9 protein-coding genes are annotated in these 11,958 nt (G+C 73.8%); 6 read left to right on the top strand and 3 right to left on the bottom strand.

Annotated elements, in window-relative coordinates; translation table 11 throughout:
• Positions 1-218: 218 nt before the first annotated feature.
• Complete coding sequence (locus Y09_RS12405; protein WP_082358823.1) at positions 219-2,684, top strand: LCP family protein; 2,466 nt, start codon at positions 219-221, stop codon at positions 2,682-2,684.
• A 121-nt stretch (positions 2,685-2,805) separates the two neighbouring features.
• On the opposite strand, the gene Y09_RS12400 is transcribed toward Y09_RS12405, so the two are convergent.
• Positions 2,806-4,233 carry a mycothione reductase gene (locus Y09_RS12400; protein WP_053918003.1) on the bottom strand — a complete coding sequence of 476 codons (1,428 nt, stop codon included), beginning with the start codon at positions 4,231-4,233 and terminating at the stop codon, positions 2,806-2,808.
• Between the two features lie 353 nt (positions 4,234-4,586).
• Here Y09_RS12400 and Y09_RS12395 point away from each other — a divergent pair, with 353 nt between their 5' ends.
• From Y09_RS12395 to Y09_RS12380, 5 genes are all read left to right on the top strand, one after another.
• Positions 4,587-5,456 (top strand): C40 family peptidase, encoded by an 870-nt coding sequence (locus Y09_RS12395; protein ID WP_053918002.1) that lies wholly within the window; start codon positions 4,587-4,589, stop codon positions 5,454-5,456.
• Between the two features lie 221 nt (positions 5,457-5,677).
• Complete coding sequence (locus Y09_RS12390) at positions 5,678-8,065, top strand: excinuclease ABC subunit UvrA (protein ID WP_148639645.1); 2,388 nt, start codon at positions 5,678-5,680, stop codon at positions 8,063-8,065.
• A 52-nt stretch (positions 8,066-8,117) separates the two neighbouring features.
• Positions 8,118-8,294 carry a hypothetical protein gene (locus Y09_RS17270; RefSeq protein WP_010551247.1) on the top strand — a complete coding sequence of 59 codons (177 nt, stop codon included), beginning with the start codon at positions 8,118-8,120 and terminating at the stop codon, positions 8,292-8,294.
• 106 nt (positions 8,295-8,400) lie between these two features.
• Positions 8,401-9,264, top strand: a complete 864-nt coding sequence (locus Y09_RS12385) for a putative RNA methyltransferase (RefSeq protein WP_053918000.1) — start codon at positions 8,401-8,403, stop codon at positions 9,262-9,264.
• A gap of 79 nt (positions 9,265-9,343) precedes the next feature.
• A complete protein-coding gene (locus tag Y09_RS12380; protein ID WP_053917999.1) occupies positions 9,344-10,186 on the top strand; it encodes an HAD family hydrolase in 843 nt (280 codons plus the stop codon).
• Here the strand turns inward: Y09_RS12380 and Y09_RS12375 are convergent.
• Together Y09_RS12375 and Y09_RS12370 are read right to left on the bottom strand one after the other, a co-directional pair.
• Positions 10,183-11,010, bottom strand: coding sequence for a hypothetical protein (locus Y09_RS12375; RefSeq protein ID WP_053917998.1), 828 nt, complete (start codon positions 11,008-11,010; stop codon positions 10,183-10,185). The genes Y09_RS12380 and Y09_RS12375 overlap by 4 nt on opposite strands.
• Positions 11,011-11,123: 113 nt before the next feature.
• The coding region (locus tag Y09_RS12370) for a C40 family peptidase (protein ID WP_053917997.1) at positions 11,124-11,958 on the bottom strand (835 nt) is incomplete at its 5' end.

The following is an 11,958-nucleotide window of genomic DNA, read 5'->3' as shown; positions in this document are numbered from 1 at the left end:
GACGGTCCGCATCGCGGGCGTCCGCGGCCTCCTCGACCGGCTCCCTGCCGCACACCGCCGAGCGCCGCTCCTTCCCGGGCGCCGCACCTCGCTCGGACGAGCCTGCCGCGGCGGCCTCTGCGACGAACGGCACCGCGCCCGCCCCGAGCGGCACTGCGGGAGCCGCGACCGGCGCTTCCCGGAGCGACGCGACGAGCTCTGCGACGGAGCGAGGGACCATGACGGACGCCGCGGCCGAGGTGCCGCGCACCGCGCCGTCCTCCTCGGGTGCGGAACAGACCGGTGCGTCCGCGCCGCGGGGGCCCGAGCGGGCCGTCCCGCGACGGCCCCGTGGACGGCGCGCCGCCTTCCCCCTCGAGCAGCTCGAGACCTCCGCCGACGGCGGCCCGGGCGAGTCGGCACCGTCCCCGTCCCCGCGCGGACGACGTGCAGCGGGCGTCCGGACCCCGGCCGACGAGGCGACGCCGGCGAGCGCCGCCCCCTCCGGGAGCGGCCCCGCCGCTGCCCCCTCGGGCACCGCATCCGCTCCGAGCACCGCAGCCGGCTCCGGCACCGCTGCGGCCGCGGGCACCGCGGCGGCTGCCGGCGCCTCGGCGGCGGGCTCTGCGAGCTCCTCGCCGCAAGACGCCTGGACCACGTCCGACCAGACGCCCGCGCCGGCCGAGGCGCCCCTCGCCCCCGATCACGAGGTCGCCCCCGTCGTCCCCTCCCCCGCGGAGCCCGAGGACGACGCGGAGCACGCCTCCCCCCACGACGAGGAGAACGCCCTCGCGCACGACCGCGCCGCACGCGGCACCGACGAGCCCGGCTCCTCCCCCGCGTCCGCGGCCCCCGCCGGGGACCACGACGCACCGCGGGACGAGGACCGCGAGGGTGTCCGTGACCGTCCGGTCGCCGTCGCCGCGGCCGCTCTCGGCGCGGGAGCCGGGGTCTCCGCCGCCGCGAGCTCGGGTGCCGCAGCCTCCGGCGCCGCGAGCACCGGTGACGCCGGCGGCGCGAGCCTCCAGGGCGCCGGCGACGGCGCCGGTCGGGGCGGAGAGGCCTCCGGCGGAGGCCGCAGCGGCTCGGGCGGCTCCGGCGACTCGCGCTCCGGCGGGGACCGTCCCTCGTCGGACGACGGCTCCCTCGCGAAGGTCGCCGGCTGGACCGTGCTGACCTCCGCGCTGCCCGGCTCCGGCCTCGTCACCACGCGGATGCGACAGATCGGCGTCATCATGCTCGCCGTGCTCCTCCTCGCGGTCGCGACGATCGCGGCGGTCCTCGTGATCGGCGACCCGCTGCGGATCGCGGCGACGCTGGGCACCCACCGCGGGGTGCTGATCGGCGCGCTCCTCGTGGTGGTGGTCGTCGGCCTCGTGTGGTGCCTGCAGATCGTGCTGGCGAACCTCGCCCAGACCACCAAGGAACGGCTCGAGGGCGCGAAGCGCTATCTCGCGCTCGCCCTGGCGGCCGTGATGGTCGTCGCGGTCGCGGTGCCCTTCGGCCGCGGCGTGCAGTCCCTCTGGGCGCTGCAGGGCCTGTTCGGCTCCACGAGCGTCTTCGGCGGCGACGGCGAAGGGCTCGCCGAGGGACCGGACCCGTGGGCGGACACCCCGCGCCTGAACATCATGCTGCTGGGCCAGGACGCCGGCGCCGATCGCACCGGCACCCGCCCCGACACGCTCATGGTCGCCTCGATCGACACGAAGACCGGTCAGACCGCTCTGTTCTCGATCCCCCGCAACCTCGAGAACGTCGAGTTCCCCGAGGGGACGGTCGCCGCGGAGGAGTTCCCCGACGGCTTCGACTACTACGGGAAGGACGAGAACCTCATCAACGCCGTGTGGGCGTGGGCCGAGGAGAACAAGGACCTCTTCCCGGGCGATCCCGAGCCGGGCCTGACCGCGACCCGCTGGGCCGTCGAGGAGACCCTCGGGATCTCCACCGACTACTACGCGATGGTGAACCTCAAGGGCTTCGAGGACCTCATCAACGCCCTGGGCGGCGTGGACCTCGTCGTCGAGCGGCGGATCCCGATCGGCGGCGGCGCGAGCGAGGTCGAGGGCTACATCGAGCCCGGCGAGCAGAAGCTCGACGGCTACCACGCGCTGTGGTACGCCCGCTCCCGCGAGGGCTCCGACGACTTCAACCGCATGTGCCGCCAGCAGCGCATCGTGCGCGCCGTGAGCGAGGAGGCGGACCCCACCTCCCTCGCGCTGTCCATCCCGCGCCTGGTGACCGCGACCGAGGAGAACATCCAGACCGACATCCCCGTCGGCAACGTGGACGCCTTCGTGGAGCTCGCTCTGCGCATCAAGGACGGCGGCTTCACCTCCTACCCGATCACGCAGGACGTCACCTTCTCCGGGAACCCGGACTGGGAGTACCTCGAGGAGTGGACGGATGCCTCGATCCAGGACTCGATGAAGAACGACCCGCCGGAGTCCGTGGAGGGCGAGACCGAGCCCGGCTCGACCGAGCCCGCGGAGACCGGCGCCCCGCCGGAGGAGGACACCGCCACCACCGAGGAGCCGACCGCCGAGGCGACCACCACGGAGGAGGAGACCACCACCGAGGAATCCACCACCGAGGAGGAGTCCTCGAGCGCGACGACCTCGGCGCCCACCGAGGAGGCCACCCCGACGGACGCGCCGGAGATCGAGCAGGACCCGCTGAAATCCTGCCTGCCGGGCGCGGAGGGCTGAGGACCTCCCTCGACGCGGAGAACGGGGGCGGCCCGGGGCAGATGCCCCGGGCCGCCCCCGTTCCGTGCGCCGTGAGACCGACCGCGGTCGGTCCACGAGCCGGATCAGTCCACCAGCTCGTTCAGTCCACGAGCTGGAGCAGCGCGTTCTCGATCAGCTCGGGCATCGCCGGGTGGATCCAGTACTGGGTGGTGGCGATGTCGCGGGCGGTCTGCCCGGTGCTCATCGCCTGGATCAGCAGCTGGATCAGCGTCGTCGCCTCGGGGCCGATCAGGTGGGCGCCGAGGATCTCGGTGGTCTCCGCGTCCGCGATGATCTTCGCGAAGCCGGTGGTGTCCTCCAGCGCCCAGCCGTAGGCGATCGAGGCGTACTCCTGCACCGCCACGCGCACCTCGCGGCCGCTCGCGCGCGCGGTCTCCTCGTCCATCCCCACCCAGGCGACGTGGGGATGGGTGAACACGCCGCTCGGGACCGGCATCGTGTCGGAGCGCCGCAGCTGCTCGGGGTGCAGCACGTTGTGCCGCACGATCCGCTGCTCGTGGTTCGCGACGTGCTTGAGCTGGTGGGGGCTGGAGAGGTCGCCGAAGGCGAAGACGCCCTCGCGCACCTCTCCCCCGGCGAGGACGCGCTGGTACGCGTCGACCTCGACGCGGCCGTCCTCGGCGACGTCGATCCCCGCGGCCCGCACGTCCAGCAGGTCGGAGTTGGGACGACGACCGACGGCGACGAGCAGCTCCTCGGCCCGCAGCGTCTCCTCGCGGCCCTCTCGCGTGCCCCGCAGCTCGACCCCGTCGGCCGTGCGTCGGGCCGAGGTGGTGTCGAAGCCGGTCACCAAGTGCAGCCGCTCACCGAGCAGCTCGGTCAGGCGCGCGGAGATGTCGGCGTCGGCGGCGCGCAGCACCCGCTGCGAGCGGGCGATCAGGGTGACCTCGACGCCGAGCGCGGAGAGCACGTGCGCCATCTCGACGGCGACCACCCCGGAGCCGAGGATCGCGAGGGAGGCGGGCAGCGCCTCCACGCGCATGATCGTGTCGGAGGTGTGCGGGGCGAGGTCCGCGAGCCCGTCGATCGGCGGGAGGACGGGCCGGGAGCCGGCGCCGAGCACGATGGTGTCGGCGGTGATCCGCTGCCGGCTGCCGTCGTTGCCGTCGACGAGCAGCTCCTTCTCCCCCACGAAGCGGGCGGTGCCGCGCAGCAGGGTGAGGTTCGCGTTGTCCTCGTGGTCGCGGCGGTAGGCCTCGCCGCCGGCGGTGATCGGGTCGATGCGCCCGAAGATGCGGTCGCGGATCGCCGGCCAGTCGACGTGCTGCAGCTGCTCGGTCAGGCCGAAGCGGGCCGCGTCCGCGGGGGTCGCCGCGAGATCCGCGGTGTGCACGAACATCTTCGTGGGGATGCAGCCCAGGTTCAGGCAGGTCCCGCCGAACACGCGGTCGGGGCCGACGCCCCGATCGATCTGCACGATGGTGCGGTCGGCGAGATCGGGGCCTGGGAAGGAGTTCGCCGAGCCGGAGCCGATGAGGGCGATGTCGTAATGGGTCGTCTCAGTCACCGCCTCAGGCTAGCCCCGCGCCGATGCCGATGATGTGGCCCAGATCCCCCATGGACCGTCAAGTCACACCAAGTCGCACCATGCTCGCCCGGCGCGGGCAAAACCTCGTTCAAAACGAGGGGGCGGCCCTTTCAACTCGGTGTTCCTCCCCGGGGCCCGGCTCCTACCGTGGATGCCACGTCCACAGCCCATCGGCCCGGCACCCGCCCCCGCGGTGCGGCCGCGCGGCACGGGAACGGCCTCCCCGCCCGGGGAGCCGGGCACGATCCCCCTCCCCGAGGGTCGTCACCGCAGGACGCACGGACCAACAGGACACCCGCCTCGCCCCGAGGCCGTTAGGAACACACCGCATCATGGCTCTGAACAACTCGCACCGCGCGCTCGGCCGCGCCCGCACCCCTCTCCTCCCCGCCCGCCGCGCCGCGGCCGGAGCGGGCGGCGCCGCCGTCCTCGGTTCGGTGCTGCTCGGCACCGCCTTCACCGGCGGCGCCGCCCACGCGAACGACCTGGCGCTGATGGAGGACTCCTCCTCGCAGTCCACCGCCGCCGATCAGGCCCCGGCCGCCGACACCGCCTCCACCTCGGCCGAGACCTCGGCCGAGACGCTGCGCCGCGGCGACTCCGGCGCCTCCGTCGAGCAGCTCCAGTCCGCGCTCAACGACCGCGGCGCCGACCTGCCCGTCACGGGCTTCTTCGGCTCGATGACCGAGGACGCGGTCCAGGACGTCCAGTCCTCCGCCGGCATCGCCGTGGACGGCGTGGTCGGCCCCGACACCCGCGCCGCCCTCGAGGGCGGGAGCGGCTCGGTCGACTCCGGCTCCGAGGCCACCATCTCGACCACCTCCGCCCCCGCCGGCAGCGCCGCGGTCAGCACCGCCTCGACCTCCACCTCCGGCAATGCGATCGTCGACGCGGCCCGCACCGCCCTCGGCACCCCCTACGCCTGGGGCGAGTCCTCGCTCAGCGGCATGGACTGCTCGGGCCTGGTGGCCCACGCCTACGGTCAGGCAGGCATCGACGTGCCCCGCACCAGCAGCCAGCAGGCCGCCGCGGGGCAGAGCATCTCGCAGTCCGAGCTGCAGCCCGGCGACCTCGTGGTGTGGCCCGGCCACATCGCGATCTACTCCGGCGACGGCAAGATCATCGACGCCTCCGGCTCCAAGCAGCAGGTCGTCGAGCGCGAGATCTGGGGCAACCCGACCGACTTCGTCACCTACCGCTGAGCCGCCGGCTCACCCGCTGAGCCCCGGCTCCCTCGCCGAGGTGCTCCGCACCACCGCGCCGCAGGCCCGGTCCCGTTCCACGGGGCCGGGCCTGCGGCATGTGACGAGTGGGCAGAGGAGGCCGGTCGGCGGCGGGCAGGGCGGCAACGCGGCGGGGCGGCGACGGGGCGGGGTGGCAGTATTGCCTCCGGTCCGTGTCCCTCCCGATCCGAGGAGCCCTCATGTCGTCGACCCGTCACCCCGCCGATGCGCACGACGTGATCCGCGTGCGCGGTGCCCGGGAGAACAACCTCCGCGACCTCTCCCTGGACCTGCCCAAGCGGCGGCTGACCGTCTTCACGGGCGTCTCCGGCTCCGGGAAGAGCTCGCTGGTGTTCGGGACGATCGCCGCCGAGTCCCAGCGGATGATCAACGAGACCTACTCCTCCTTCGTGCAGGGCTTCATGCCGCAGCTGGCCCGGCCCGACGTGGACGAGCTCTCGGGCCTGACCACCGCGATCATCGTGGACCAGGAGCGGATGGGCGCGAACGTCCGCTCCACCGTCGGCACCGTCACCGACGCGAACGCGCACCTGCGCACCCTCTACTCCAAGCTCGCCGAGCCGCACGTGGGCGGGCCCGGCGCCTTCTCCTTCAACGTCCCCTCGGTCACCGCCGCGGGCGCGATGACGGTCCAGAAGGGCGCGAGGACCATCGCCGAGAAGACCACCTTCTCCCGCGTGGGCGGGATGTGCCCGCGCTGCGAGGGCATCGGGAAGATCTCCGACGTCGACCTCGCCGAGCTCTACGACGAGGACAGGACCCTCGAGGAGGGCCCCTTCACCATCCCCGGCTACGTGCCCGGCGGCTGGTACGTGAAGATCTTCGCATCCTCCGGCTTCTATCCCGCCGACAAGCCGATCCGGTCCTTCACGAAGCGTCAGATGCACGACTTCCTGTACAAGGAGCCCACCAAGATCTCGATCGACGGGATGAACATGACCTATGAGGGGCTGATCCCGAAGATCCAGAAGTCGATGCTCACCAAGGACCGCGACGCGATGCAGCCGCACGTGCGCGCCTTCGTGGACCGTGCGGTCCGGTTCATCACCTGCCCCGACTGCGAGGGGACGCGACTGGCCGAGCATGCCCGCACCGCCCTGATCGACGGCGTCTCGATCGCCGAGGCGACCTCCTGGCAGATCACCGACCTCGCCGCATGGGTGGAGCGGCTGCGGGAGCAGCACACCTCCGCGTCCGTCGCCCCGCTGCTGGGGAACCTCTCCGCGCTGCTGGGCTCCTTCGTGCGGATCGGGCTCGGCTATCTCTCCCTGGACCGCCCCTCCGGCACCCTCTCCGGCGGAGAGTCCCAGCGCACCCGCATGATCCGCCACCTCGGCTCGGCCCTGACCGACGTCACCTACGTCTTCGACGAGCCGACGATCGGCCTGCACCCCCACGACATCGCGAGCATGAACGCGCTGCTGCTCTCGCTGAGGGACAAGGGCAACACCGTCCTGGTCGTCGAGCACAAGCCCGAGACCATCGCGATCGCCGATCACGTGGTCGACCTCGGCCCGCGCGCCGGTGCCCACGGCGGCCAGCTGCAGTACGAGGGCGATCTCACCGGCCTGCTCGCCTCCGACACCCTCACGGGCACGCACCTGGAACGTCGGGTCCAGCTCAAGGAGCAGCTGCGCGAGCGCAGCGGCGCCCTCGAGATCCGCGGCGCCGACGCGCACAACCTCCGCCGCGTGGACGTCGACGTGCCACTCGGGGTGCTGACCGTGGTCACAGGCGTGGCCGGGTCCGGCAAGAGCTCCCTGATCCACGGCTCCCTCCCCGCCTCGGAGGATGTCGTGGTGGTGGACCAGAGCGCGATCCGCGGCTCGCGCCGCTCGAACCCCGCCACCTACACCGGGCTGCTCGACCCGATCCGCAAGGCCTTCGCGAAGGCGAACGGGGTGGGGCCCGCCCTGTTCTCCAACAACTCCGAGGGCGCCTGCCCGGTGTGCAAGGGCGCCGGCGTCATCTACACCGAGCTCGGCTTCATGGAGACGGTCTCCACCCCGTGCGAGGAGTGCGAGGGCCGACGTTTCCAGGCCTCCGTGCTCGAGCACACCCTCGGCGAGGGCGAGCAGGCGCGCAGCATCGCCGACGTGCTCGAGATGTCGGTCGAGCAGGCGCGGGAGTTCTTCACCTCCGCCGGCGCGAAGGTGCCCGCGGCCGCGAAGCTGCTGGGGCACATGGAGGACGTCGGCCTCGGCTATCTCACCATCGGCCAGCCCCTGACCACCCTCTCCGGAGGCGAGCGGCAGCGCCTGCGGCTCGCCACCCACATGGGAGACAAGGGCGGGATCGTGGTGCTCGACGAGCCGACGACCGGCCTGCACCTGGCCGACGTCGACCAGCTCCTCGCCCTGCTGGACCGCCTCGTCGACTCGGGCAAGACCCTGCTCGTCATCGAGCACCACCAGGCCGTGATGGCCCATGCCGACTGGATCATCGACCTGGGCCCCGGGGCGGGCGCCGACGGCGGCCGCATCGTCTTCGAGGGCACGCCGGCGCAGCTGGTCGAGGAGGCCTCGACCCTCACCGGGAAGCATCTGCGGGAGTACGTCGGCGGCTGAGCGCTCCCGCACCGTCCGAGAAACACTTCTGCGCAGCACCGAGGAGAGCTCGATGCGCATCCACCACCTCGACTGCGGCACCCTGCGCACCCCCGTCGGCCGGATGGTCTGCCATGTCCTGCTGCTGGAGGTCGAGGACCGGCTGGTGCTGGTCGACACCGGCTTCGGCACGGAGGACGTGCGCGACCCGCATCGACCCTCGCCCTCGACCCGGAGGTGCGGATCGTGAACTCCCACGACCTCTCCCTGTTCGAGGAGGCCCGGGCGGCCGGCGGCGCCCCGGGCACGTCAGCCGTCTGACGGGCCCGACGGCGACGGGACGTACGCTGTCCGTCGTGTCCCGTCCCGTCCCCGCCGCCCTGCTCCCCTGGCTCGACGCGCTGCTGTGCCCGCACTGCCGGGAGCCGTTCGCGCTCACCGATCGCACCCTCCGCTGCCCGAGCGGCCACAGCTTCGACCTGGCCCGCGCGGGGTACGTCTCGCTGCTGCCCGGCAGCGCCCCCATCAGCGGGGACGACGACGACATGGCCCGGGCCCGGGACTCCTTCCTCTCCACCGGCGCGTACGACGCCCTGCGGGCGCTCACCGCGGATCTCGCCGCCCGGGCGCTCGAGGGCACGGACGATCCGCGCGTGCTCGACATCGGCTGCGGCACCGGCCACTACCTCTCCTCGGTGCTGGACCGCGTCCCCGGGGCGCAGGGGCTCGGCGTGGACACCGCACCGCGGGCCCTGCGCTTCGCCGCCCGCGCCCACGACCGGGCCGCCGCGGCCGGCTGGGACGTGTTCTCGCCCTTCCCCCTGCGGGATGCGGGCGTCGACCTCGTGATGGACGTGTTCGCGCCCCGGAACCCGGCGGAGTTCGCGCGGGTGCTGCGCCCGGGCGGGCGCCTGCTCGTGGTGCGGCCCGCGGCCGAGCACCTGGCCGAGCTGCGCGAGCACGTGCCGGGGATGGTCCGGCCGGACCCGCGCAAGGAGGAGCGGCTCGCCGAGGCGCTCGCCCCGCACTTCGCCGTCGAGGACTCCCGTCCGCTGCGGTTCACGGTCGCCCTCGACGATGCGATGGCCCGGTACCTGGTCGCGATGACTCCCAGCGCCCGTCACGTGGACCTCGCCGCTCTCGACGGCCTCGACGGCCCCGGCGGGGCGCCCCGCGAGGTGACCGTCTCGGTGCTCGCCAGTCTGCACCGTCCGCGCTGAGCGCTCGCCGCTCCCGCCCAGGCTCGGCGCCGCCCCTCGCCTAGGCTGAGGGTCCCGTCCGTCCCACCCCAGGAGCGTCGTGTCCTCGTCCGCCCCCTTCCGCCGCCGTGCCGCCTTCCTCGACTTCGACGGCACCCTCGCCGAGAGCGGGATCGTCCCGCGCGCCCAGGCCGAGGCGGTGCTCGCCGCCCGCGCGGCCGGCCATGCGGTCCTGCTGAGCACCGGGCGGCCCGCCTCGATCGTCGCCTCCGACGTCGCCGCGCTGTTCGACGGCGTGATCACCTCGGCGGGCGGGCACATTCGGATCGGTGAGGAGCTGCTGCGCGATGTGCGCTTCCCCGCCGCGCTCGCCCGGCGCACGGTCGAGGTGCTCGAGGCGCACGGCGCCGCCTACGCGCTCGAGGCGCCCGAGGCGCTGTGGTGCTCGGCCTCGTCGGCCGATCGCCTCGAGCGTCGCCGCCGCGGGTCGCCCGTCCCCGCCGCGGGCGAGCTGGGGCGGGGCTTCGCCGACATCCTCGAGGCGATCTCGGTGCCCGAGGATCCGGCCGCCGTCTCCTTCGCGAAGATCTCGGTGTGGAGCTCGCCGGTGCCGATCGAACAGCTCGCCGCGGAGGTCGGCCCCGAGGTCGGGGCGCTGCCGAACTCGATCTCGGAGGACGGCCGCGGCTCCGGGGAGCTGCACCTCGCCGAGGTCGACAAGGCCGACGGGCTGCGCCTCGCGGCCGATCACCTGGGGGTGGGCATCGAGGACACGGTCGCGGTGGGCGACGGGCCGAACGATCTGGGGATGCTGCGGGCCGCGGGCACGGGAGTCGCCATCCGCGGCTCCCGTCCCGAGGTGCTCGCCGCGGCGGACATGGAGGTCGCTCCCCCGTCCGAGCACGGCGTGGAGGAGGCGTTCGCCCGCCTCGGCATGCTCTAGCTGCTGCGGCGCAGCCCGATCAGCACGAGCCCGACGGCGGCGACCAGCGCCCCGGCCCCGAGCATGATGACGCCCTGGGGCATCACCTCGGCGGCGAAGCGCTGCTCGAAGACCTGCACGATCGGGCCGAGGAACACCGCCTGATCGACGGCATCGGGGACGAGGCCCTCGATGCGGGTGGTGAGCAGCCATGTCAAGAGCCCGGCGAGCACGGCGCCGATCCCGGCGAGGGTGAGCATGAGGCGACGGTGCCCGGCGACGAGGACCGCGAGCACGGCCAGTCCCAGGGCGATCGGCCCGGCCCGGTGCGCCCAGGGGTCCAGCACGGTGGCGCGGTGCAGCAGCGGCACGTCGGGGATGCTGGCGAGGGTCACGCTCGCCTCCCCCGGGCGGGGAAGATCTCCGATCAGCGGCAGGGTGTCCTCGACCCCGGTGAGCAGGGAGTCGATGAGCGGCAGCAGGTCCACGTCCAGGGGCGAGGCGCCGGGGGTGAACAGCGCACCGTGCAGCTCGACCATCGCCCGGTCCCACACCTCCGTGTAGGCCTCGGTGCCGGTGACCTTCGAGGCCTGCTCCTGGAGGAGCGGCGTGGCCCGGTCGGAGACGAACCCGGGGACGAGCTCGTGGTCCAGCGCCTCGTCCACGGCGCTGTCGGTGAGGGAGCGCTGCAGGGTGGCGTCCTCGGCGAGCGGCTGGGTGATCGCGAGGAACCCCTCCTGGTCCACGACGTTGCGCTCGATCCAGGCCCCGGGCAGCCAGAGGGCGCCGAGCAGCGTCGCCGCGGTCAGCAGCAGGACGGAGAGCAGATCACGCAGGGAGGACACCAGGACACGGTACCGCCGTACCTCTCGCCCGTCGCCGTGTCCTCCCCCACGCACGACGACGGCCCCGCCTCGCCCGGGAGGGGCGCGGCGGGGCCGTCGAGGGGCAGGGTCGTTCAGCCGCCGATGCGGATGAAGGTCCAGCTGCCGGAGTAGATGTTGCGCTCGGAGGTGTCCACGCGGCTGTTGCCGGCGTCGACGAACTGGTTGCCACCGGCGTAGATGCCGATGTGACCGGGCTTGTAGACGAGGTCGCCAGGGCGGGCCTCGGAGCGCGGGATCACGGTGCCGGCGGCGGCCTGGTCGCTCGCGCCGCGGGGAAGGCTGATGCCGTGCTGGGCGTAGACCCACTGCACGAGGCCGGAGCAGTCCCAGCCCGACGGGGAGGTGCCGCCGTAGACGTAAGGGGTGCCGATGCCGGAGCGGGCGGTGGCGAGGATGGAGCTGCCCTTGGCGGCGGAGGGAGCCGGGGCGGACTCCTCCTGCTCCTCGGAGGAGCTGCTCTCGGAGCGCTCGGAGCTGCGGGACTCGTCCGCGCTGCTCTCCTGCTGCTCGTCCTCGGCCGGCTCCTCGCGCTCGTCGGAGCGGGAGGAGGTCTCCGCGGAGTCGTCCTCGCGGGTCTCGGTCTGCTCGTCGGCGGGCTCGGTCTCCTGCGCCTCGGCCTGCTCCTGCTCGGCCTGCTCCTGCTCGGCCTGCTCCTGCTCGGCCTCCTCCTGCGCGGCCTGCTCGGCGGCCTCGCGCTCGGCGGCCTCGGCGGCGGCGATCTCCTCGGTGGTCGGGCCGACCTCGACGGAGAAGGCGGTGCCGGCGGCGGGGGCGAGGGCGGCGACGGCGGCCTCGTCCCCGGCGCCCTCAGCGTCCTCGGCACCGTCCGCGGCGGGGATGCCGACGGCGGGGGCGGCGACGGCGGGCAGCACCGCGGCGCCGGCGTCGGCGCGGGGGGCCTCGGCC

Source organism: Brachybacterium sp. SW0106-09 (genome assembly GCF_001293905.1).
Taxonomy (GTDB): Bacteria; Actinomycetota; Actinomycetes; order Actinomycetales; family Dermabacteraceae; genus Brachybacterium; species Brachybacterium conglomeratum.
The sequence above is the reverse complement of the archived record's forward strand: the minus strand, read 5'-3'. Positions and strand labels throughout refer to the sequence as shown.